The sequence below is a fragment of the Streptococcus sp. 544 genome (genome assembly GCF_013277385.1).
Taxonomy (GTDB): Bacteria; Bacillota; Bacilli; order Lactobacillales; family Streptococcaceae; genus Streptococcus; species Streptococcus mitis_BA.
Genome location: NZ_VMMU01000014.1, coordinates 48,684 through 73,000, shown reverse-complemented (window position 1 = coordinate 73,000; position 24,317 = coordinate 48,684). Strand labels below are relative to the sequence as shown.

The 24,317-nt window shown below is 40.3% G+C and carries 22 protein-coding genes; 4 read left to right on the top strand and 18 right to left on the bottom strand.

Annotation, left to right across the window (positions count from 1 at the left end; translation table 11 throughout):
• Positions 1 to 72: 72 nt before the first annotated feature.
• From HT728_RS07225 to argR, 8 genes are all read right to left on the bottom strand, one after another.
• The gene (locus HT728_RS07225; RefSeq protein WP_164226827.1) at positions 73 to 507 is read right to left on the bottom strand and encodes a cytidine deaminase; all 435 of its coding nucleotides are present in this window, start codon (positions 505 to 507) and stop codon (positions 73 to 75) included.
• A 13-nt stretch (positions 508 to 520) separates the two neighbouring features.
• Positions 521 to 1,981: a glutamate--tRNA ligase gene (gene gltX / locus HT728_RS07220; RefSeq protein WP_173234537.1), complete on the bottom strand. Its 1,461-nt coding sequence runs from the start codon at positions 1,979 to 1,981 to the stop codon at positions 521 to 523.
• 127 nt (positions 1,982 to 2,108) lie between these two features.
• Positions 2,109 to 3,458 carry a glucose-6-phosphate isomerase gene (locus tag HT728_RS07215; protein WP_000018268.1) on the bottom strand — a complete coding sequence of 450 codons (1,350 nt, stop codon included), beginning with the start codon at positions 3,456 to 3,458 and terminating at the stop codon, positions 2,109 to 2,111.
• A gap of 170 nt (positions 3,459 to 3,628) precedes the next feature.
• The gene (locus HT728_RS07210; protein WP_173234535.1) at positions 3,629 to 4,318 is read right to left on the bottom strand and encodes a gamma-glutamyl-gamma-aminobutyrate hydrolase family protein; all 690 of its coding nucleotides are present in this window, start codon (positions 4,316 to 4,318) and stop codon (positions 3,629 to 3,631) included.
• Between the two features lie 138 nt (positions 4,319 to 4,456).
• Positions 4,457 to 6,223: a multidrug efflux ABC transporter subunit PatB gene (gene patB / locus HT728_RS07205; RefSeq protein ID WP_112445480.1), complete on the bottom strand. Its 1,767-nt coding sequence runs from the start codon at positions 6,221 to 6,223 to the stop codon at positions 4,457 to 4,459.
• Between the two features lies 1 nt (position 6,224).
• Entirely contained in the window at positions 6,225 to 7,931 is a 1,707-nt protein-coding gene (gene patA / locus HT728_RS07200) for a multidrug efflux ABC transporter subunit PatA (RefSeq protein WP_173234533.1), read from the bottom strand.
• Between the two features lie 146 nt (positions 7,932 to 8,077).
• On the bottom strand, positions 8,078 to 10,612 hold the full coding sequence (mutS, locus tag HT728_RS07195; RefSeq protein ID WP_173234531.1) for a DNA mismatch repair protein MutS: 2,535 nt from the start codon (positions 10,610 to 10,612) through the stop codon (positions 8,078 to 8,080).
• Positions 10,613 to 10,662: 50 nt separating this feature from the next.
• Complete coding sequence (gene argR, locus HT728_RS07190) at positions 10,663 to 11,109, bottom strand: arginine repressor (RefSeq protein WP_001231476.1); 447 nt, start codon at positions 11,107 to 11,109, stop codon at positions 10,663 to 10,665.
• A 135-nt stretch (positions 11,110 to 11,244) separates the two neighbouring features.
• Here argR and argS point away from each other — a divergent pair, with 135 nt between their 5' ends.
• On the top strand, positions 11,245 to 12,936 hold the full coding sequence (gene argS / locus HT728_RS07185) for an arginine--tRNA ligase (protein WP_173234529.1): 1,692 nt from the start codon (positions 11,245 to 11,247) through the stop codon (positions 12,934 to 12,936).
• 587 nt (positions 12,937 to 13,523) lie between these two features.
• Positions 13,524 to 13,769: a hypothetical protein gene (locus HT728_RS07180; RefSeq protein WP_000084859.1), complete on the top strand. Its 246-nt coding sequence runs from the start codon at positions 13,524 to 13,526 to the stop codon at positions 13,767 to 13,769.
• 142 nt (positions 13,770 to 13,911) lie between these two features.
• Here HT728_RS07180 and HT728_RS07175 read toward each other — a convergent pair whose 3' ends face one another.
• From HT728_RS07175 to HT728_RS07155, 5 genes are all read right to left on the bottom strand, one after another.
• Positions 13,912 to 14,220 (bottom strand): hypothetical protein, encoded by a 309-nt coding sequence (locus HT728_RS07175; protein ID WP_049511642.1) that lies wholly within the window; start codon positions 14,218 to 14,220, stop codon positions 13,912 to 13,914.
• Between the two features lie 73 nt (positions 14,221 to 14,293).
• On the bottom strand, positions 14,294 to 14,710 hold the full coding sequence (locus HT728_RS10675) for a hypothetical protein (protein WP_225904833.1): 417 nt from the start codon (positions 14,708 to 14,710) through the stop codon (positions 14,294 to 14,296).
• Between the two features lie 28 nt (positions 14,711 to 14,738).
• Entirely contained in the window at positions 14,739 to 15,893 is a 1,155-nt protein-coding gene (locus HT728_RS07165) for an FtsX-like permease family protein (protein ID WP_023943969.1), read from the bottom strand.
• Positions 15,883 to 16,563, bottom strand: coding sequence for an ABC transporter ATP-binding protein (locus HT728_RS07160; RefSeq protein ID WP_173234527.1), 681 nt, complete (start codon positions 16,561 to 16,563; stop codon positions 15,883 to 15,885). The genes HT728_RS07165 and HT728_RS07160 overlap by 11 nt, the downstream gene beginning before the upstream one ends.
• A 349-nt stretch (positions 16,564 to 16,912) precedes the next feature.
• Positions 16,913 to 17,833 (bottom strand): XRE family transcriptional regulator, encoded by a 921-nt coding sequence (locus HT728_RS07155; protein WP_173234525.1) that lies wholly within the window; start codon positions 17,831 to 17,833, stop codon positions 16,913 to 16,915.
• A 222-nt stretch (positions 17,834 to 18,055) separates the two neighbouring features.
• On the opposite strand from HT728_RS07155, the gene HT728_RS07150 reads away from it, so the two are divergent.
• Positions 18,056 to 19,072, top strand: coding sequence for an NAD(P)H-dependent glycerol-3-phosphate dehydrogenase (locus HT728_RS07150; protein WP_173234523.1), 1,017 nt, complete (start codon positions 18,056 to 18,058; stop codon positions 19,070 to 19,072).
• A gap of 21 nt (positions 19,073 to 19,093) precedes the next feature.
• On the top strand, positions 19,094 to 19,993 hold the full coding sequence (gene galU, locus HT728_RS07145; RefSeq protein WP_173234521.1) for a UTP--glucose-1-phosphate uridylyltransferase GalU: 900 nt from the start codon (positions 19,094 to 19,096) through the stop codon (positions 19,991 to 19,993).
• Between the two features lie 53 nt (positions 19,994 to 20,046).
• Here galU and HT728_RS07140 read toward each other — a convergent pair whose 3' ends face one another.
• From HT728_RS07140 to HT728_RS07120, 5 genes are all read right to left on the bottom strand, one after another.
• Positions 20,047 to 20,721: a rhomboid family intramembrane serine protease gene (locus HT728_RS07140; RefSeq protein ID WP_173234519.1), complete on the bottom strand. Its 675-nt coding sequence runs from the start codon at positions 20,719 to 20,721 to the stop codon at positions 20,047 to 20,049.
• The gene (locus HT728_RS07135; protein WP_173234517.1) at positions 20,705 to 21,244 is read right to left on the bottom strand and encodes a 5-formyltetrahydrofolate cyclo-ligase; all 540 of its coding nucleotides are present in this window, start codon (positions 21,242 to 21,244) and stop codon (positions 20,705 to 20,707) included. The genes HT728_RS07140 and HT728_RS07135 overlap by 17 nt, the downstream gene beginning before the upstream one ends.
• 11 nt (positions 21,245 to 21,255) lie before the next feature.
• The gene (locus tag HT728_RS07130; RefSeq protein WP_173234515.1) at positions 21,256 to 22,386 is read right to left on the bottom strand and encodes an N-acetyldiaminopimelate deacetylase; all 1,131 of its coding nucleotides are present in this window, start codon (positions 22,384 to 22,386) and stop codon (positions 21,256 to 21,258) included.
• A gap of 67 nt (positions 22,387 to 22,453) precedes the next feature.
• Positions 22,454 to 23,152 carry a 2,3,4,5-tetrahydropyridine-2,6-dicarboxylate N-acetyltransferase gene (dapD, locus tag HT728_RS07125; RefSeq protein ID WP_173234513.1) on the bottom strand — a complete coding sequence of 233 codons (699 nt, stop codon included), beginning with the start codon at positions 23,150 to 23,152 and terminating at the stop codon, positions 22,454 to 22,456.
• A 228-nt stretch (positions 23,153 to 23,380) separates the two neighbouring features.
• On the bottom strand, positions 23,381 to 24,292 hold the full coding sequence (locus tag HT728_RS07120) for a DMT family transporter (RefSeq protein WP_173234511.1): 912 nt from the start codon (positions 24,290 to 24,292) through the stop codon (positions 23,381 to 23,383).
• Positions 24,293 to 24,317 lie beyond the last annotated feature (25 nt).

Sequence of the window (24,317 nt, the reverse complement as noted above, 5' to 3'; positions counted from 1 at the left end):
TTGGGAATTTACCTTTTTTCAAGTACAGTTTTTCAAATTATAGTAAAAAGAGCCAGAATTGTACTGACTCTTCTATTGTTCATTAAACTTAGAAGCACGTTCTTCTCCCCACCAATAGGGCATTAGTTCTGCGACTTTCACTATCTTTCTTCTATCGTAGTCCATCATGAATTCTGCATCTTTATTTTCAGCGTTCAACTCTAAAAGGAATTCTCTGCACGCTCCACAAGGCATGGCTGAACTTCCACCATAAGGTGGTTTGTCTCGAAAGGCTAATACTTTTTTAACCTTAGTTTGTCCTGAAAATTGGTACATATTGAAGAGAGCTGCCCGCTCTGCGCAGAGATGGAAAACACCACAGGTTCCCTCCATACAGAATCCTGTAAATATTTGTCCATCTTCTGCTTCTACTGCAGCTACAACATGATTGGCATAAACAAAGTCTGATACTTCATGTGGATTGTATAGCTTCTGTGCTTCTTCGTACATCTTTTCCCAGATGTCCATTATTGTACCTTTCTTACTTAGAGATTTCTTTTAGCATGTTTTCGATATGCTGGATTGATTTTTCACGACCTAACAAGAAGATAGTATCTGGCAATTCTGGTCCATGCATTTCACCTGAAACAGCGATACGAATAGGCATGAAAAGATTTTTCCCTTTAATACCTGTTTCTTTTTGGACTGCTTTAATTTGTGGGAAGATATTCTCTGCCACAAATTCATCATCTGTCATCGCTTCAAGTTTTGCTTTGAAGGCTTCAAGAACTGTTGGAACTGTTTCGCCCGCCATGACTTCGCGCTCTGCTTCTGTCAATTCTGGGAAATCTGAGAAGAAAAGATCTGTCAATGGAATAATTTCATCTACTGATTTCATTTGTGGTTTATAGAGCTCAACTAGTTTTTCAGCCTTATCAGTCAACCGGCCTGCTTCCTCTAAGAATGGTTTTGCCATTTCAAAGATAGTTTCTAGGTCTGCATTCTTGATATAATCATTGCTCATCCAGTCTAGTTTTTTCTGGTCAAAGGCTGCTGGAGACTTGCTCAGACGGTTTTCATCGAAAAGTTTAATGAGTTCTTCACGAGAGAAAATCTCATCTTCGCCACCTGGGTTCCAACCAAGAAGAGCAATAAAGTTAAAGACTGCTTCTGGTAAATAGCCTTTTTTACGGTAGTCTTCAATAAACTGAAGGGTGTTGGTGTCACGTTTAGACAATTTTTTCCCAGTTTCAGAGTTGATAATCAAAGTCATGTGACCAAACTCTGGAGCTTCCCAACCAAGTGCTTCATAAACCATGAGCTGTTTTGGTGTATTAGCAATGTGGTCGTCTCCACGGATTACGTGAGAAATTTGCATATCATGGTCATCGATGACAACGGCAAAGTTGTAAGTTGGGTAACCGTCTTTCTTTTGAATAACCCAGTCACCACCGATATTGCCACCTTCAAATTCGATATCGCCTTTGACCATATCATGCCACTTGTAGATACCTGACTCATTGACAGCCAGACGAACAGTTGGGATGATCCCTGCTGCTTCACGTTCTGAGATGTAAGCTACTTTTTCTTCTTCACTCATACCAAGGTATTCGTTGATGTAGCGAGGTGTTTCACCAGCTGCTTCTTGGCGTTCGCGTTCAGCTGCCAACTCTTCTTCTGTAACGTAAGATTTGTAAGCTTTTCCTTCAGCTAACAGTTGATCGATGTATTTTTGATACAAGTCCAAACGTTCAGACTGGCGGTAATTTTCATGTGTTTCTGGACTTTCATCCCAATCCATGCCTAACCAACGAAGGTTTTCAAGCTGTGAACGTTCACCATCCTCGACATGACGTTTACGGTCAGTATCTTCGATACGAATGATAAAAGTTCCACCGTGATGACGGGCGTAAAGGTAGTTGAATAATGCTGTACGGGCATTTCCGATGTGTAGTAGTCCTGTTGGACTTGGTGCGTAACGTACGCGGATATCTTTTGACATAGTTTCTCCTATAAAGTCTCTAGGCGTCTGCCTTTTTGCTCTCTATATTATATCACAAGTCTTGGCTGAGTCCAATTTCTATGGATAAAGAGAGTAAAAAGAGTGGACAAACCACTCTTTTCTTCTATTATAGACGTGCGTTAAGTTCTTTGCTCAATTCTTCAAATCCTGGTTTTCCAAGAAGGGCAAACATGTTACGTTTGTAAGCTTCAACACCTGGTTGGTCAAATGGGTTGATAGCATTCAAGTAACCTGAAAGAGCGATAGCCAATTCGAAGAAGTAGATTGTATAACCAAGAGTGAAAGCGTCTTGCTCTGGAAGAGTCACGTACATGTTTGGTACATCACCGTCTGTGTGGGCAAGAAGAACACCGTCAGTTGCTTTTTTGTTTACAAAGTCAACGTCTTTTCCTTGAAGGTAACCAAGTCCATCAAGGTCTTCTTCCAAGCTAGGGATAATCACGTTTTTACGAGGTTTGTCAACACGGACAACTGTTTCAAACATGATACGAGTTCCTTCTTGGATAAATTGACCAAGTGAGTGCAAGTCAGTTGAGAAGTTGGCTGAAGTTGGATAGATACCTTTTTGGTCTTTTCCTTCTGATTCACCAGCCAATTGTTTCCACCACTCTGAGAAGTATTGAAGTGATGGCTCGTAGTTTACCAAGATTTCAGTTGCATAGCCTTTACGGTAAAGGATGTTACGAACTGCTGCGTATTGGTAAGCTTCGTTTTCAGAGATTTTATCTGAAGTGTAGTCTTTGCGAGCTGCATTCGCACCTTCCATAAGGGCTTTGATGTCAGCTCCTGATGCTGCGATTGGAAGCAAACCAACGGCTGTCAATACTGAGAAGCGTCCACCGATGTCGTCTGGAACAACAAATGTTTCCCAGCCGTTAGCATCAGCTTCAACTTTAACAGCACCTTTTTGACGGTCAGTCGTTGCATAGATACGTTTGTTGGCTTCTTCTTGACCGTATTTCTTAACCAAGAGTTCTTTGAAGACACGGAAAGCGATAGCTGGTTCAGTTGTTGTACCTGATTTAGAAATCACGTTTACTGAGAAGTCTTTATCAGCTACGTACTCTACCAAGTCAGCAAGGTAAGTAGATGAGATTGAGTTTCCTGCGTAAAGGATTTGTGGAGCCTTGCGTTCTTCTTTTGTTTGCAAGTTTGCAAAGTGGTGGTTCAAGAAGTCGATTGCTGCTTTGGCACCAAGGTAAGATCCTCCGATACCAATTACAACCAAAACATCGCTGTCTGATTTGATTTGCTCAGCAGCTTTCAAGATGCGGTCAAATTCTTCACGGTCGTAGTTTTCAGGAAGATCCAACCATCCCAAGAAGTCGCTACCAGCACCAGTCCCTTTACGGATCAATTCATCTGCTGCTGTTACTTGTGATTGCATGTATTCCACTTCATGTGGTGCAACAAATTTGTCTAAAACTTTTGAATAATCAAATTTAATATGTGACATGTTATTCCTCCAATATTTCTTCTTTTCTATCATAACGCTTACCTTCGTTTTTTTCAAGTTTTTTTGTCGAATTTCTCCAATTTTTATCAGAATTCAAACGTTTGCGTAAAAATCCCACATCCCAAAAATTTTGAAAAAATAAAAGAAAGAACGACCAGATGTCCCAGTCGTTACAGTTCATTCAATAAATACTCAAATAATTCTAAATTACCATCTTCTTCATTAACCAGAAACTCTGGATGCCACTGCAAACCGATAATGCGGTGCTCATCGATAGACTCAATCGCTTCGATGGTCTGGTCTCTTGGATCAATAGCGGTTACACGGAAATTAGGTGCCAAATCTTTAATGCTTTGACGATGGACGGAATTGACCTGACTTTCTTTTCCAAATAGCTGGGCAACCACGCTTCCCTCCACTGTCTCAACAGAGTGAGATGTTCCGAAAGGTAGGCCTTGCCAGTGACCTTCGATTTCTTGATTGAGGGTTCCACCAAAGGCAACATTGACAAGTTGAACACCACGACAAATTGCCATAATTGGTTTATTCTGACGAAGCGCTTCTTTTAAGAGTGCCAATTCAAATTCATCACGCACTAGATTGTAATCATCGCTCTCAATGGTCTTTTTCTCTCCATAAAACTGAGGATGAACATTTTGGCCTCCTGTCAAAATGAGCTTGTCAATCATTTCCACATAATCGCGTACAACAGACTCATCACCAACAGGAATGACTAAAGGGAGACCGCCGACTTGACGAATGCTCTCTGCGAATCTACAAGATACAGATGAATGAATGTTTTTTCCTTCTGCGTCTACGGGACATAGATTTGCAGCAACTCCTACAACCGTTCTAGCCATGATGTCTCTCCTTTCGAATATTAACGATAGTCCTATCTTATCACTCAAAATGACTTTCGTCTAATATGTTTTTTTAAAGGTCGTGATAAAAATTTTTTATGGACAAGAAAAAGCTGCCCACATAGGACAACTTCTTCCTTATTCGAAGACAAATTGATTGTGATAGAGTTCTGAGTAAAATCCACCTAACTTCAAGAGTTCATGGTGATTACCACGTTCAATGACTTCTCCATCTTTAAGGACAATAATCTGATCTGCATTGAGAATGGTTTTCAAGCGGTGGGCAATAACGAAACTGGTTCTACCTGCTACAACCGCCTCCATGGCATGCTGAATCTTACTTTCAGTCACCGTATCTACGTTTGAAGTGGCTTCATCGAGAATGAGGACTTCTGGATCTGTCATCAGGGTTCGAGCGATAGAAATCAATTGTTTCTGTCCAGTCGAAAAGATGCTCTGCTCATCATCTATAAGAGTATCGTATTTGTCAGGTAAACTTTCGATATAGTCGTGAATATGGGTTGCTTTGGCTGCTGACTCAACCATTTCCCGACTGGCATCTGGCACACCGAAACGGATATTGTCTCGAATGGTTCCGCTAAACAAGACCGAATCTTGCAAGACAATTCCCACCTTGCTTCTGAGACTATCCAAATCATAGTCACGAATGTCTTTGCCATCAAAATAAATACCACCAGCATCAACATCATAAAAACGATTGATGAGGTTCATAATGGTCGTTTTCCCTGACCCAGTCGGACCAACAACTGCTGTCATCTGGCCTTTAGGGGCAGAAATGCTAACATCTTTCAAAATAGGTTTATCAGGCAAGTATGAAAAATCAATATGACTAATTTCAACACCTTCTTGCAACTGAGTGAAGATTGGAGCCTTTTCAGGTCGGATTTCTTCCTCTGCGTCAAACATTTCCTGAATCCGTTCAGCACCTGTAAAGGCCAACTGGAGACTTCCCCAACTAGCTGCAACTTGAATAATAGGCTGGTAGTATTGCTGAGAAAATTGGGCAAACATAACAATCAGACCTAGGGCTGTACTTGTTTCAATAGACTTATCATTCAAAAGTACAGCTGAACCAGCAAAGATAATGATGGCTGTGTTGACCAGACTCATCCCATTCATGACAGGGAAAAGAATTCCTGAAAACATTCTTCCTTTAAAGGTTGCCTTGCGCACGCGCTCATTTTGTTCAAGAAATCCTGCCATCATATCCTCTTGAATTCCTTGCACAATCACGGCTTTTTGGCCTGAGATACTCTCATCCATATAGGCGTTGAGTTTCCCTACCTCTTTTTGTTGGAGGTTGGTGTATTTGCGGGCCATTTTCACGATGAAAATCAACATAAGAAAGGCCACTGGTGTGCTGGCAATAGTGATGAGGGCCAGGGTCACATTTCTCGAAAACATGACAAGAATCAGACCAATGTATAAAACAATATTGCTCATGACCTGAACCAGACTTTCATTAAAGGCTTGGAGAATATTATCCAAATCACTGGTAAAACGAGACAGGATATCTCCATCTTGTCGGCGGTCAAAGAAAGAAACCGTCAAGCGAGCAAGCTTACCAAAGAGACCTTTACGCATCTCGTTGGTCGACTCTGCAATCACGCGCGTCATGAGACACATGTATATGACGCTGGAGATAAATAGAACTAAAACCAGCAGACCAAGATTGACCATGATTCCTGATAGGCTTTGCCAAACAAGTTCTGGATTGCCATTTTGATAAGCTTGAACTAAATTAGCTAACTGCGTCACTGCTTGTCCAGAAAAGACTGGAAAGAGGGCTTGGGCAAGAGTCGCCAGAACAATCATCAGGATAACAACTACAAATGATAGCTTATAGACTTTAAAATAATTCCAAAAAAATTGAACTGTCTTCATTTTACTCCTCCTTTCCTTTCTGTGTTTCGTAGATTTCACGGTAAACGGCATTGTTGGCAACCAAGTCTGCATGCGTGCCTTGACCAATCAATCGTCCTTGATCTAGAACCAAGATCTTGTCTGCATGGACAACCGAGCTAATCTTTTGCGCGATGATAATGGTTGTTGTTCCCTTCAAGTCCTTATTCAAGGCTTCTTGAACCAGGCGCTCTGACTTGGCATCCAAGGCCGAGGTCGAATCGTCAAAAATCAGAATACGCGGATTGCTGACAATCCCACGCGCAATCGACATCCTTTGTTTTTGCCCACCAGAGAAGTTGGTTCCTCGTTCCTCAACTGGACTTTCAAAGGTTTTCTCCATACGATGAATGAATTCACTGGCTTGGGCAATATTGGCTGCACGCTCCATTTCAAATAGAGTAGCATCTCCTTTGCCCTGTCTCAAGTTATCTGCAATCGTTCCACTAAAGAGAATAGCACGTTGGAGAACGATAGAAACTGTTTTACGCAGGGTTCCTTCACTCACTTCTCGAATATCCCTGCCTCCGATTTTGATAGCCCCTTCCTGTGGGTCAAAAAGACGTGGAATCAATTGAGCCAAGGTTGATTTTCCTGCACCAGTCGCTCCAACGACACCAACCATCTGACCAGGTTCAATAGTAAAGCTCACATCTTTCAGCATCGGTTCCTTGTCCATTGGATAGGTAAAGGTCACATTTTCAAAACTAAGACTTCCGACTAACTCTTCATCTGGGACATCCTTGAAAGTCATGGCTGGCTCTGCGTCCAGAATTTCTCGAATACGACGCATGGAAATCATAGCACGACTGACAGAATTTCCTAAAAATCCAACCATAACAATGGTAAAGATAATCTGGCTTAGGTAATTGACAAAAGAAGCAATGGAGCCAACAACTGACGGATCCGACTGAACCATCCCTGCAACTAGCCAAATAGAGAGGAAAACCGCCCCGTAACCGACCAACATCATGAAAGGTTCCACTACTGAAAAGGCATAACCAATGTAAAGATTTTGACCGAGTAACTCGTCTGAAACCTCCGTAAACTTAGCAAATTGCTCTTTTTCTTGGACAAAGGACTTGACCACACGAACGCCACGCAGATTTTCCTTGGCAATGGCATTGATGCGCTCAAGAAGGGTTTGAAACTTGGCAAAACGAGGCCCCATCATTCCCATCATGACAGCAGTCAAACCAAAAATCAAGACTACCATGAGAACAATCACCCACCACAGAGAAGGTAAGGTTTGAACCGCCAGGATAAAGGAACCGATGAACAAGAGGGGAAGCCTGAAAAGAATTTGGAAGGTCATCATGACCACGTTCTGAATCTGGTTGATATCGTTGGTCATTCGAACGACTAGATTTCCCGCATTAAATTGTTCAATATTGGCATAAGAAAAGGTTTGGATTTTACAGAAGGCATCCTCCCGAAGGTCGGATGAAACTCCTTGGGCAATATAGGCTGCAAGGATAACATTGAGCCCACCAGCAACTAGACCGACCAAAGCCACACCAATCAACCAAGCCCCGATACTATAAATAGCTTCATATTTTCCAGCAAGGAGGGCGTCTAACACTTCCTGCAGGTAACGCGGTTGCAAAAGTGAACTGGCAACCATCAAGCCTGTCATCAGGAGCGAAGCCAAGGCCTGCCACTTGTAGGTTTTTATTTTCTGAATCAGCATACTTTCTCCTTAAAAAATAGACAAAAGGGAGCGACAATGCGTCAGCTCCTTTTCATTCTGTTTGTGTGATGTTATTCTAGCAAAAAAGTGGGTGATTGTCAAAGAAGTCTCCTTGATACAGCTAGACTAACTAGTGAGTCTTGGTTTTATAGTTTCTGTTTTAACTCAACTAAGACATTCATAGCCTGCATAGGTGTCATATTGTAAACATCCAGTTTAGCTAATTCTTCTAGGATAGGATGTTCTTCAGTCGTATCAAAGAGTGAAATCTGTTCTGTGACAGCACTTGTTTGCCTCACGGGAGCAGGACTTTCTGTCCCTTGATTCTCTAACTGAGTCAAAATCTTATCCGCCCTTGCTAAAAGGTCTGCCGGCAAGCCAGCAATCTTGGCAACATGGATACCGTAGGATTTATCAGCTGGCCCTGGTTCAATCTTGTGAAGGAAGGTAACCTGCCCATCCTGTTCCAAAGTTGCCACGTGGACATTGACTAAGTGTTCCAAGCTAGACTCCAGACTAGTCAACTCATGGTAGTGGGTCGCAAAGAGGGTCTTGGCTCCGATATGTTCATGAATGTATTCGATGATGGACTGAGCAAGAGCCATACCATCATAAGTTGCAGTTCCCCGTCCCAATTCATCAAAAAGAATCAAGGAATTTTTGGTCGCATGCGAAATGGCATTATTGGCCTCCATCATCTCCACCATGAAGGTTGATTGACCTGAAACCAAGTCATCTGCTGCTCCGATACGGGTAAAAATCGCATCAAAAATCGGTAAATGGGCGCTTTCAGCAGGAACATAGGAACCCAGCTGGGCCATAACCGCCGTCATGGCTAACTGACGCATATAGGTTGACTTCCCGCTCATGTTGGGCCCTGTAATCAGTTGAATACTGGTATCTTCTGCCATCTGAATCGTATTGGGAATATAGGTCTGAGCCCCCATAACCTTTTCAACGACAGCATGGCGCCCTTTCTGGATATCAATTCGCGAATCATCTCCGAATTCAGGTCGAATCAAATGCTGGGTTTCAGCTACAACCGCCAGACTTTGCAAGACATCAACTGTCGCAATTCCTTGAGCTAAAGCCTGCAAACGCTGGATATACTTGCTGACCTCTTCACGAATACGCATAAAAATTTCGTATTCGAGATTGGCTGACTTCTCACGCGCCTCCAGCATATCTCCCTCGATACGCGCTAATTCTTCGGTTCCAAAGCGTTCTGAGTTTTTCAGCGTCGCCTTGCGGAAAAAGTGAGCAGGCACATTTCCCAGTTGCGAATTGGTCACATGGAAATAGTAGCCATCCTTTTTATTGTAGTCAATCTTGAGCGTACTGATACCAGAGTTTTCTCGCTCCTTAGCCTCAATCTCAGCAATCCAACCAGTCCCTTCTCTGAGAACGCGACGGTACTTGTCTAAGGTCTCATCAAATCCAGTTCGGATAATTCCCCCATCTGTAATCACATGAGGAGCTTCAGGAGCAATCGCTGCGCTAATCAAACTCTCCAACTCAGGGATTCCATCCAGTTGTTCGATGAGATAAGCTAAAGCAGGTTGCTCCATCCCTTCTAAAATCGCACGAATCCGTGGCACACTGGACAAGGTAGTCGCCAGCTGCAAGAGATCCTTGGGATTGGTCTTGCCAAAAGAAACACGACTAGCCAAGCGTTCGATATCATAAACACCCTTGAGACTGTCTGTCAAATCACTGCGCTCAAAAAAGTGATCAAGAAAGACCTGCACCACTTCTTGACGTTGGACGATTCGTTCCTTATCAATCAAGGGGCGATGAATCCAAGAACGCAAGAGACGCATACCCATAGCCGTCTTGGTTTCATCCAAAAGCCAGAAAAGACTGCCTTGCTTCTTGCCTGAACGAGCATTCTCAACCAAATCCAGACTAGCCTTGGTCGCATAATCCATCTGCAAAAAATCTTTGATTTCATAGCGGATAACAGGCTTGAGGTGGTTCAATTCCCTCATCTGAGTCCGATGAACATACTGGAGCAATTTACTAGATGCCGCTTGCTCCACAGCTGCCAATCGTGAATCCAGCAAATGAAGGTCTTCAAAGCCTTCTTTTTCATAGGAAAGTACCAGATTCATCTGACGACTAAGGATTTGTTCATCTTCCTCAGACAAGTCATAGCCCAGCACCACTTCTCGCGCCTTGAGATTACGGATTTCCCCACAAACCAGCGTGAAATCCAAAAGACCTGTCACATAAAAGTCACCCGTCACCAGGTCCATATAAGCTAAGCCAAATTGATTGCCATCTCGATCTATGGCAACCAAGAAGTTGTTCTGACTATCCGGCTTACTGCTATCGACCACTGTCCCTGGCGTAATGACTTGAACAACCTCTCGTTTCACAACCCCAACTGCTTGTTTAGGATCTTCCATCTGTTCTGCGATAGCCACCTTATAACCCTGCTCAATCAAGACATCGATATACTGTTGGGCAGAATGATAGGGAACACCCGCCATAGGAATCGGATTGTCGGCATTCTTGTTGCGACTCGTTAAGGAAATTTCCAGAATCTGCGCAGCATTGACCGCATCCTCATAAAATAATTCATAAAAATCACCCATCCGAAAGAGCAAAAAAGCATCTGGATATTGCTTTTTAATATCCACATACTGTTGCATGCCGGGTGATAGCTTTTCTGTCGCCATTTTCCGTCTCTCCTTGTCAAAAATAAGTCTTGAGAGCAACTCCCAAGACCTTACTTATCTTTCATCAAATCTAGCAAACGATCTTCCATGAGTTTGGCAACGTGCTGGTCTCGACAAATAACCAATAAGGTATTGGCACCAGCAACTGTTCCTAAAATCCATTCATCCTTGTTTGCATCTACAATATTTGCCAAAACAGAGGCTTCGCCCAATTTGGTATGAAGCACCAAGGTAAACTCTGCTCTTGCAACACCTTCTAAATGATGAGACAAAAATTCCACCAAATCAATCTTTTCTGTCTCATTTGCTAGTACATAATACACCATATCATTTTTCTTGACCTTGGTCAAGCCGATTTCGCGCAAATCACGAGACAGGGTTGTCTGCGTCACAAAAACATTGTGCGCCTCCAACCGATCTTGAATTTCTTTTTGTGTACTTAATTTCTCCTCAGTAATCATTTTTTTTATTAACTGATGACGATCTCTTTTTCTCATAAAATCCTCTTATGTGAATATTTATAACTATTTTTATAACTATATTATACCAAAAAAATAGGAGATTTCAAAAATTTTTTCTTCTTTCTTTAAAATTGTGATAAAATAGTAGAAAAGTCCAAAAAGGAGCTCTTAATGAATACAAAAGAATTGATTGCTAGCGAGTTGGCTAGCGTCATTGATAGCCTGGACCAAGAGGCTATTTTAAATTTACTGGAAACCCCTAAAAACTCAGAAATGGGAGACATTGCTTTCCCTGCTTTTTCTCTTGCAAAAGTCGAACGTAAAGCACCTCAAATGATTGCGGCTGAACTGGCTGAAAAAATTAACAGCCAAGCCTTTGAAAAAGTTGTCGCAACAGGACCTTACGTTAACTTTTTCCTTGATAAATCTGCCATTTCTGCTCAAGTATTGCAAGCTGTTATCACTGAAAAAGAACACTATGCTGACCAAAACATTGGTAAACAAGAAAATGTTGTTATCGATATGTCTAGTCCCAATATCGCTAAACCATTTTCTATTGGTCACCTGCGCTCAACTGTCATCGGAGATAGCTTATCACATATTTTCCAAAAAATCGGTTATCAAACGGTCAAGATCAACCATTTGGGAGACTGGGGTAAACAGTTTGGAATGCTGATTGTAGCCTACAAAAAATGGGGCGACGAAGAAGCTGTAAAAGCTCATCCAATTGATGAACTTCTTAAACTCTATGTCCGCATCAATGCTGAGGCTGAAAATGACCCTAGCTTGGATGAAGAAGCACGCGAATGGTTCCGTAAACTTGAAAATGGAGACGAGGAAGCTCTCGCACTTTGGCAATGGTTCCGTGATGAAAGTTTGGTAGAATTTAACCGTCTTTACAATGAATTGCAAGTCGAATTTGACAGCTACAATGGGGAAGCCTTCTACAACGATAAGATGGATGCTGTTGTAGACATTCTTTCTGAAAAAGGCCTTCTTGTTGAATCAGAGGGTGCCCAAGTTGTCAACCTTGAGAAATACGGAATTGAACATCCAGCCCTTATCAAGAAATCTGATGGTGCAACTCTCTATATCACTCGTGACTTGGCTGCAGCTCTTTACCGTAAAAACGAATACCAATTTGCCAAATCTATCTACGTAGTTGGTCAAGAACAATCTGCCCACTTTAAACAGCTCAAAGCTGTCTTGCAAGAAATGGGCTACGACTGGAGTGACGACATTACTCACGTTCCTTTTGGTTTGGTTACCAAAGAAGGGAAAAAACTCTCTACTCGTAAAGGGAATGTCATCTTGCTAGAGCCTACAGTTGCAGAGGCCGTTAGTCGTGCCAAAACCCAAATCGAAGCTAAAAATCCTGAACTTGAAAATAAAGACCAAGTAGCGCATGCTGTTGGGGTTGGAGCCATTAAATTCTATGACCTCAAAACCGACCGTACAAATGGATACGACTTCGACCTAGAAGCTATGGTATCCTTCGAGGGTGAAACTGGGCCTTACGTTCAATATGCCTACGCTCGTATCCAATCGATCTTACGTAAAGCGGATTTCAAACCAGAAACAGCTGGCAACTATAGCTTGAATGATACTGAAAGCTGGGAAATCATCAAACTCATCCAAGACTTCCCACGTATTATCAACCGTGCGGCGGATAACTTTGAACCTTCTATCATTGCTAAATTTGCAATTAGCCTGGCTCAAGCCTTCAACAAATATTATGCACATACACGTATCTTGGATGAAAGCCCAGAACGCGACAGCCGTCTAGCCCTTAGCTACGCAACCGCAGTCGTTCTCAAAGAAGCCCTTCGCTTGCTTGGAGTAGAAGCACCAGAGAAGATGTAAATCGTTACAAGAGACTGGAACTAAAGTTCCTAGTCTCTTGACGGCAATCGCTATATGGCGAATTGCCTAAACGCTTCACTAATTCACCTAACCAAATAATATCGATTTGGTTAGGCTCATGTCGTAATCTTTTAATCACTTTATTGTAAAGTAGTCTAAGTAACTAAGACCAAATCCTATGCGGACTTTGGCTAGGCGCTTCACTAGTTTTAGGACATAAATATGATCGATTTATGTCCTAAAACGTCGTAATCTTAAAGTTATTGGAACTAAAGTTCCTAATTGTTGGACGCTAGCCGCTTAGATGCGGACTAGCTAACTGCTTCACTAGTCATAATCAGAGACACTTGTCTAAACACTTCACTAATTCACCTAACCAAATAATATCGATTTGGTTAGGCTCATGTCGTAATCTTTTAATCACTTGATTGCAAAGTAATCTAAGTAACTTACACTAAAGCCTATACGGATTTTGGTTTAGAGGCCTATCAAAAATCTTATCAAGTTTTGTTGACTTGTTCTGCTATTTTAGATCCACTAAATCGATTTATTCACTATTACTTCTTTATCATACAGGGAGATATTCTATGAGCCAATATGCTTATATCCTCGTTGTAATTAGCTTGGTGTTCCTTTTTCTGCTCAATAAGTACGAAAAGGAGAGACTTCAAAGGCTCTACCAAGAACAACTTTTGAAGGATGAAACATTCAGGGCTGACATCAAGGAGAAAATTCACACGACTGAAAATATCAATGATGTCATTGCTTACATCAATAAAACTTATCATCTGGGAATGTTGCTATCAAAAGACATTACAGATCAATTGAAATAAACCTAGCTATTCTTTAAGAAATATGAAAACCGAGACTATGAGTTTAATACTGAGTCTCGGTTTTTAGTATGTTCAATTGAAACAAGTGTTGAAAACTTGTTGTAGCAATTCTAATATAGGGATGGATAGACTTTCAAAAATATCATTTACAAATATTTTTAAAGAAATTAAACTCTCTATATTTACTATTCTTATAGACTGTTAAATCAACATCCTCTACAACTTCTTTCACATCTATATTGACATCATAGGGCAAAGAAAGAAAATCTAAATTATAAAATTCTGTACTCATCTCTTTTAAAATAAGAAGGTCTAACAAGTAGTCCTCCACTCTGATTTCAACTTGAATTGTCTTAGACATGAAATTTTTTAGAATCATAAAGTCCTTTACTTGCTTTCTTTTAGGACTGATATACTCAAATCTTTTTCGTTCAAAAATAATTTTCTCCAAATGTTACACCATTTCAATAATATCATTTTCTAAATAACTGCAGAAGCAATTCTTCTTTTTAATGCAGGCTTCATTAAAATTTCCCTTGTTTAATTCTCCCAAAACATTTTGAAATAGTGCAAATAAAAGCTCCTAGTAAAAATTCCTGTAGGAAAAATCCAAAATAAGTTCCTAACTGTAAATTTCTATTGAATGTAAATACGGAAGTTTCAGATTGAATCGTATTTTGTTCTATAAGCGTCATAGGAGTAACCCTGAAAATTCCAAACATCATTAAGGCATAGATCATTCCAAAAATAATTAATAGCACCCAGCTATGCTTACTCCTAGAAGAAATACTTCCCGATAACAAAGCTAATACTATTGACGGTATAATTTGTACAAACAGCATAAATTGAAAAAGATTAAAATTATCTAGTGTAAAAAAACATATTGTAAATTCCACAATTAGTAATAGAGAAAATACTCTATCTATTTTTGTAAATTTCATTCTACCTCCTTTAAATTCACATCCATCATTACCTTAGACCCTCAATAACATTTTTATTTGCTGCAACCATTGCAGGCATAATACTAAATACAATTCCAAATACGCCCGTTGTGAATAGAGTAATCAAAATATGATCCAGAGTTAATGTCGTAACAAAACCACTCATGTTCATTAAAACAACAAATAATGTCGCTACTCCAATACCAGTTATAGCTCCCAGAAGCGATAAAAGAATCCCCTCCATCATATATGATTGATAAATATCAGATTTTTTAGCTCCCAAAGCTCGACGAATGGCTATCTCCTTACTACGTTCGCTAACAGAAGACAACATAGCATTCATAACCCCAAAACCAGCTACAAAAATTGAAATACTTGATAAAAGTGCAATGAAATTTAATATTGTAGTAGCTTGGGCCTTTGTTTCCTCATATACCCTTCTATTATCTATATATCCATAAGTTCCTTCCTTGCGGAATATTCCATAAGTATCTAAAGCAGATAAAGCCTTATTAATATTCTCCAACTGATTAGTTTCTACTACTAACTCATCAAAATATTCCCTTCCTCCTAAAAGTAACTCTTTGATTTCATTGGTAACCAATAAAGAAGGTAATCTTTCATTAACAGCTGATCCATAATATATTGCCTGAATTGGATATTCTTTTCCAGATATATTGATAGTCTCTCCTAAAAAAGTTTCAATATTTTCCTTTCTAGTCAATGACATGAGAGCCTTATCGCTAATAGCGACACCTCCATCTAGTTCCTCTAATGCTCTTCCTTTTAATAAAGCAGGCACAACTAAACCATTCTTATTCAAATCGCCCAATGTTCGAAAACTAAGATTCTGCTTAGAATCATTAAAATACGTTTCAGCATACAAGGCATAAGAGCTGGAAGAAAGTCTTGCATGTTTTCCAATAGTTTGCTCAACCAATTGTTTATCTTCCTGTGTAAACCCTCTAATATCCAACATATTCTGAGGAGTATAAGTCATTGTTGCTGTGTCTTCTTCTATCTTTAAATCATTACCTAATGTAGAAGTTGTATAGGAAGAACTTGATAGTATTACTAATAAAACAAATGTTGCCACTGTGATGGCTAAGGATGTCAGAATACTTTGTCTTTTATTCCTCTTTAACAGTTTTAGAGTATCTATTAACAGCTTTTTAAACTTCATGTAATCCTTCTCCTTCAGATGTTAGATACCCATTTTTCATTCGATACCTTGTTCTACAATGACTGGCAACAAACTCATCGTGAGTTACTACAATAATTGTCGTTCCAGAATGATTCAAATTTTGTAGAATTTGCAATATCTCATTCCTATTTTTCTCATCTAATGCACCTGTAGGTTCATCTGCTATAAGAAATCTAGGTTTATGAGCAAGAGCTCTAATTAAAGCAACTCGTTGCTTCTGTCCGCCTGATAAATGACTTGGGTACTCATTCATCTTATCTATAAGTCCTAAGTCTTGTAATAAACTATCAATGTATTCTATATCTGGCTGTTGGTCAGAATATAGGAATGATAATAAAATATTTTCTTTAACAGTATATTCATCAATAAGATGAAATTGTTGAAAAACAAATCCAATATCACGATTACGGTAATTTGCTTGTTGATTTTCATTTAACTTCTCAATACTTTTTCCGTCTAATATATATTCTCCTTCAAATTCAGAATCAATCAGTCCCAAAATATTGATAAATGTCGATTTGCCCGAACCTGATGGTCCCATTATCGATACAAATTCTCCTTCAACTACCTTAAAATTTATTTCTCTTAAGACATTATTTTTTAGCGTCCCTTGTCCGTAACTTTTACTAATATTTTTTAGTTCTAACATAGACCTTCCCATTCTATCTTTATTATTTATAAATCCAAAAAATGGCAACAACTAGCACTAACATATGTTCTCTCCTTATTTTTTCTACAGGATTATTATACTTCTATGTTACACATTCTCCAAGGTCATAAATGTCACTAATTTCAACAACTTATCTACTAATAAGTACTCAATTAGTATAAAAAGGAACTCGATACGAACTCAATCTAAGGGAAAAACATAATAACTCTTTAAATGATAAAACGCATAATATCAAGTTTTTAAACACCTGATATCATGCGTTTTTATGATTTCGAAAACTTTCTCTCGATCTTTTTAACTAGTGACATTTTTGTCACTTTTTTATTTTCTAATGTTTATTTTTAAAAAAATCCTGGAGGTCATGTTGCCATTGTTTTTCTAGCTGTTCTATCAAATGACGATTATCAATCATTCTAGCAAATATTTTTGCTTCTTGAAAATAATTTTCAACTACTGGATAATCTTTTTTTACAAATAATGCATAGCGCCACTCCCATAGTCGAATAATTGGTTTTTTCTGATAGTCGTATGATTTTGAGGTAATTTCATTTAATTTATAAAGAATATCTTCAAATTGACTGTAATTAGCAATTTTTTCAAATATTCCTAACAACAAAAGTAATGAATCTCTGATTAGAAATGAATATTCAATATCAAACATCTCAACTTGTTGTAAAATTTTATCAGCTATTACTAAGAAGGTATTCACTTCAATCTCATCTATTATTGTATCTTGGTGTACTAATCTTACCAAAAATAGCTTTATGATTAAAATATCGTTAACTTCATATTTTGATTTCAACAAAATGTGATCGAAATACTCTTGTAAAATCATTCCTAAATTGCTATCATCATTCCACCAACCAAAGTCATCATATGCTTGTAAAACATCTATGATAAATCTTTCTTCCTCAGGTAGCCTATCATAATACTCTTCAAAAATATTATCAAAAACACTCTCTTTCTTTTGGGCGATAGTTTCATCTTCGTATGTAGGAGTCCTCATCAAGAAATACTTCAATTCTAGGTATTCCTTATCCAACTCTATATAACTTGGCATCAACTTGTAATCTTCAACCCCCAAACGTTCAGCGATATATTTTAACTTTGTTAGTGTTGGTCTGGATTCTCCATTTTCAATTCTAATTAATTGGCGGATACTTAATTCAGACTCATCACCACAAAATTCTGAACGACTGATTTTTTTAGCCAAACGTAATCTTTTAATTTTTTCGCCAAACTCTCGCAACCTACAAGAACCTCCTGAGTTGTTTACCTCTATTATAGCATATATTGAATCAAACTATCTATCAGATTTCTTCTCACTTTAACTAAAGACTAAGAGTTTATCCCTTCGTCTCGGTTTTTGTGTATTTTTGAAGTCACAAAGCCACCATACCCCAGCAATGCAAGTGCAAAATCCCCTAGAATATGATAGAATAAGAGAAAGAACTCTATCAAGGAGGAAATCATGGAAAAACAAACCATCGCCGTCTTGGGGCCTGGTTCTTGGGGAACTGCCCTTTCACAAGTCTTAAATGACAATGGACACGAGGTACGTATTTGGGGAAATCTTCCCGAGCAAATCAATGAAATTAATACACACCATACTAATAAGCACTACTTTAAAGATGTCGTCCTAGATGAAAATATCATTGCCTACACTGACTTAGCAGAAACATTGAAAGATGTGGATGCGATTTTGTTTGTTGTCCCAACAAAAGTGACACGACTTGTTGCCCAACAAGTTGCACAAACCTTAGACCATAAGGCTATCATCATGCACGCATCAAAGGGATTAGAACCCGATAGCCATAAACGATTATCAACCATTCTTGAAGAAGAAATTCCTGAACATCTCCGTAGTGATATTGTCGTTGTTTCAGGGCCTAGTCATGCAGAAGAGACCATTGTGCGTGACCTGACTTTAATCACTGCTGCTTCTAAAGATTTACAAACAGCTCAATACGTTCAAGAGCTCTTTAGTAATCACTACTTCCGACTTTATACCAATACGGATGTTATCGGGGTCGAAACCGCTGGTGCTCTTAAAAACATTATCGCTGTTGGCGCCGGAGCTTTACATGGTCTGGGATTTGGTGACAATGCCAAGGCAGCCATCATCGCTCGAGGATTGGCAGAAATTACCCGCCTAGGGGTAGCACTCGGGGCCAGTCCATTGACCTATAGTGGCTTATCTGGCGTGGGAGATTTGATCGTAACAGGAACCTCCAGCCACTCTCGTAACTGGAGAGCTGGAGATGCCCTTGGTCGTGGAGAATCTTTAGCTGATATCGAAGCCAATATGGGCATGGTGATTGAAGGAATTTCAACGACTCGAGCAGCCTACGAACTAGCGCAAGAACTTGGAGTCTATATGCCCATTACACAGGCCATTTACCAAGTTATCTACCAAGGAACCAATATTAAAGATGCCATTTACGACATCATGAACAATGAATTTAAAGCAGAAAATGAGTGGTCTTAACCCTCTAGAGAAAGGATTCTTATGGCACTGAAAGTGAAAAAAGCAGTCATTCCTGCCGCTGGACTAGGAACTCGATTTTTACCAGCAACCAAGGCTCTTGCCAAAGAAATGTTGCCAATTGTAGACAAACCAACTATCCAGTTTATCGTGGAAGAAGCTCTCAAATCAGGTATTGAAGATATTCTGGTTGTCACTGGTAAGTCAAAACGTTCTATTGAGGACCACTTTGATTCAAATTTTGAGCTTGAGTACAACCTCAAAGAAAAAGGTAAAACAGATCTGTTAAAATTGGTAGATGAAGCAACTGGTATGCGCCTCCATTTCATCCGCCAAACTCACCCTCGTGGTCTTGGAGATGCTGTCTTACAAGCCAAAGCTTTTGTGGGTAATGAGCCCTTCGTTGTTATGCTGGGTGATGATCTTATGGACATCACAGATGAGAATGCCGTTCCTTTGACAAAACAATTGATGAATGATTACGAAAAGACGCACGCATCAACCATTGCTGTCATGCCCGTACCACACGAAGACGTTTCATTATATGGAGTCATTGCTCCTCAAGGTGAAGGAATCAATGGTCTCTATAGTGTTGAAACTTTCGTTGAAAAACCAGCTCCCGAAGATGCTCCAAGTGATTTAGCGATTATCGGTCGCTATCTTCTCACACCAGAAATTTTTGAAATTCTCGAAAAGCAAGCTCCAGGCGCTGGAAATGAAATCCAGCTTACCGACGCTATTGATACCCTTAATAAAACACAACGTGTTTTCGCCCGTGAATTTACAGGAGCTCGTTACGACGTTGGGGATAAGTTTGGCTTTATGAAAACATCTATTGACTACGCCCTCAAACATCCACAAGTCAAAGATGACTTGAAAGATTACCTCATCCAACTTGGAAAAGAATTAGCTGAAAAAGAATAACATAAAAAGATAAGGTTCAAAAAATTCCTTATCTTTTTTCATTACACAAATTTTCATCCCATTCCCCTGTAAAGAAGCAAGACTGTGATTCCTACGAATAACACTACTGCTCCTAACCTCTGGCTAGCGCTATACATCCGTCTTTCTCCTCGAACTGGAAAGATAATTGCTAGAAATGCGCCACCAACTGCACCTCCGATATGGCCTGCTAGGCTGATTCCTGGAATCAGAACACTTCCAATAATGTTAATCACAAAAAGTGTCAGATAAGATTGACCTAGCTGTTGGATATAGGGATTGCGAGTTGCATAGCGAAGAATGATAATCGCGGCAAATAGACCATAAAGAGAAGTGGAGGCACCTGCCGCTAAGGATTTGGGACTAAACTCAAAAACAAAGAGATTGCCCATCATTCCTGATAAGAGATAGAGAAAGAAAAACTGCTTAGGACCGAAAATTTCCTCTACCTGCCTACCAAGATAATAAAGCGAAAGCATATTAACAATGAAATGCTCCCACCCAATATGAACAAAAATGGCAGAGAAGAGACGCCAAACCTGCTCAGGAAAGAGACGAATGACAGGCCCGTACATGGCTCCAAATTGAAATAAGGTATCCGCCCTGTAAAAGTTTCCACCTGTGGTCACCAACATTAGTAGAAATACCAAGGCCGTCACTAAGAGGAAGAAACTCGTCACAGGGTAACGCCTATCAAAGATTTCCTTCATCAATCAGAACCTCCTGAACAGGAATATCATGCTTTTCAGGGATAAAGTCCTGAACTTGATAATGATAAACCGTACTCAAAGTATGACCAGAAAAATATTCCAGATAGCGGTCATAATAACCTCCGCCATAGCCAATTCGATATCCCTTTGTCGTAAAAGCCAGCCCTGGAACATGAATCAAATCAATCTGAGAGGCATCCACCACTTCCAAATCTCCCTGTGGCTCCAGTAATCCAAAGGAAGTTTTTACCAACTGCTGTGGATCATATACCACAAAGTCCATGCGCCCCTTGGGATAAGTTTTGGGTATCAGAACCTTCTTGCCGTCCTTCAGCGCCTGCTCAATCAGTTCCTGCGTTTGAAATTCATGAGGAAAAGAGAGATAGGTTGCGATGACCTTGGCTTCTTGGTAAAAGGGATGCTTTAAAAATCGCTCGGTTAAAGCTTGATCCATAGCCTGTTTTTGCTCTCGAGGGATAGCCTTCATGTCCTGCAAGACTTGCTTGCGTAATTCCGATTTCATAGATAATTCCTCTACTCTGCTGCCTTCTTTTTTAAGAAACTAGAGACCGCATCCACCCCAATAGCTAGTGCCTCTTCCTTAGGACTCATCTGAGGGTGATGAAGGGCGTAGGGACTATCGATACCCAGCCAAAACATAACGCCATCAACCTTTGAAAGGAGATAACCAAAGTCCTCACCTGTCATAGCAGGCTCGATATCAATCAACTCGATTCCGTCTTTCTCTTCAAAGAAGTCCATCAGTTCACGCGCCAAGACTGGATGGTTCTCAACAGGCAAGTAGCCCCCTTGTTTGAGTTCGACTTCGACTTCCATATCAAAGGCAGCTGCAACTCCTTCTGCAACTGTTTTGACCCTTTTTTGCACCAAGAGGCTCATGTCCTGTGTCAAGGCACGAATGGTTCCATGTAAAAAGGCTGTGTCTGTGATGACATTGTTGGTTGTTCCAGCTTGGAAAACGCCAAAGGTCACCACTGCTCCCTCGATTGGGTTGACATTGCGGCTGACAACTGACTGCACTTGGGTCACAAAGTAACTAGCCGCCACCAAAGCATCATTGGCTTCATGCGGAAAGGCCGCGTGTCCCCCTTTTCCTTTGAAACGAATCTTCACCTCACAAGTCCCTGCAAAGAGAGTGTGTGTATTGGTCGCAATCTGTCTAACCTTCAAATCCGGACGAACATGAAGACCATAGAATTGGTCTGGCAACCAGTCTCCAAAAGCGCCGTCCTCATACATGAGCATCCCACCAGCTTCATTTTCTTCAGCAGGCTGAAATAGGAAGAGCAGATTGTTCTTTGGTTGCTCCTCAAGGGCGCGCTCGAGACAGCCCAAGGCAATGGTCATGTGGAAATCATGGCCACAAGCATGCATACGATCTTGGTGTTGAGAGGCGAAAGGAAGGCCTGTTTGTTCGACGATAGGCAGACCGTCTATATCTGTTCTCCAACCAATGGTACGCTCTGGCTGACTTCCCTGCAAATAAACCAAAATCCCTGTCCGCCAAGTACGAACTTGGACAAAATCCTTGCCCGCAGTCAATTTCTCAATCAGATCCAGCAAATAAGCATGAGTCTTGAACTCCTCCAAGCCAATCTCCGGAATCTGGTGCAAATCTCGTCTAGTCTGAATCAAATCTAACATCTATCTATCCTCCTATATAGCAGAAAGAGGCTGGAAAAAGGGTTCCGCCTCTTTATTACTTTTACAATTACAAGGTACGAAGCGCATCCTCTAACGCTGTTTTTTGTTGGGTTTGGGCATCAATCTCTTTGATGATACGAGCTGGAACACCTGCTACCACCACGTTTTCTGGGACATCTTGGGTAACAATAGCTCCTGCTGCGACAACTGAACCACTACTGATTTGGACTCCTTCGATAACCACTGCATTAGCCCCGATAAGAACATTGTCTCCGACACGGACTGGTTCAGCGCTAGCTGGCTCAATCACACCTGCAAGAACAGCACCTGCACCAACGTGGCTGTTTTTCCCAACGATAGCGCGGCCACCAAGGATAGCCCCCATGTCAATCATGGTTCCTGCACCGATTTCAGCACCGATATTGATAACTGCTCCCATCATGATAACAGCATTGTCACCAATTTCAACCTGATCACGAATAATCGCACCTGGCTCAATACGAGCGTTAATCTCACGTTTGTCTAGCAAGGGAACTGCAGAATTGCGAGCATCTTGCTCAACAACATAGTCTTGATTTTCTACCAAACCATCAAGAAGCGGAGCCACGTCCTTCCAGTCTCCAAATAGGACATTTCCTAGTTTAACAACAGAGCTTGGTACAGCAGTTGCGAGTTGTCCATCAAAGGTTACTTTCACACTGGTTTTCTTTTCAGCATTGGCGATAAATTGGATAATTTCTTGAGCATTCATTTTTGTAGCAGTCATAAAAGGCCTCTCATTCTTTATAATGATAACTATTCTACCAAAAAAGGCCTCAAATTTGAAGCCTTTTTGTTTGTTTTTAGGTATGATTTTTAGGGATGTGAGATAAAACGTGCTGTCGGTAAAAGCAAGCCCCTACCGATACAACCTAAAAACAATCTTCACAACTATCTCCCCGTGTTTTATTGACTATTCTAGTATAGCACACTTTTAGAATTAAGAAAAGACTTTTTATCTACTTTCTTTCGCTTCTTCTATAGACAAAAATATCATAGGTAAAATAATCAAGGCCATAGCTAGAAGAAGGGACCAATCCACCACCAATCCTAAAAACAAAACACTCAAGAGAGCAGAGGAGAGAGGTTCACTGGCACTGATAACAGAAACTACCAAAGGAGAGACCAAGGACACTGCCTTCATGGAGATGAAAAAGGCAAAAGCCGTCCCAAAGAAAGCGATAATGAGGCAAATCAAGATACTCCAAATATCAAGAGTAAAGGAAAGCTGATACACTGGCGAGAGGACATTGCTAAACAAACCTGCCAAAATCATCCCCCACCCAACCGTAGGAACAAAACCATAACGCTTAGCAAAAGGTTGGGGCAAGATAACATTAAACATAACACCCATGGCACTCAGCAAACCCGTTATAAGAGCTAGTGGCGTCATGGATAACTGAGAAAGATCGCCTTTTGTCGCCATCAAGCCAACACCCAGCATAGCAATCAAAACATAGAAAATAGCACTTTTCGACGCTCGTTTTTTATAAATTAAGCGATTGTAAAAGAGGATAAAGACAGGACTGATAAACTGTAAAATAGTTGCTGTCGCAGCATTTGAGTATTCTACACAGAGATAGAAAAAATACTGAACTGAAAAAATCCCTAAAATAGCATAAGCTAAAAAGGGCAGGTAATTTTTCTTATCTCGCCAAATATCTAGCACTTGCAATTTTAATTGCATCGCAGACCAAATGAGAACAAGACTTCCTGCCAGCGTCAGACGCATAGAGGTAATCCAACCAGAAGACACCTGATAATGAGTAAAGAAATACTCTCCTAGAATCCCACAGATTCCCCATATCAAGCCGGATAGGAGCGAATAAATGGTCCCTTTAACAATCTTTTTCTGATACTGATTCATACCTTTATTGTAACACGAAAGGAAA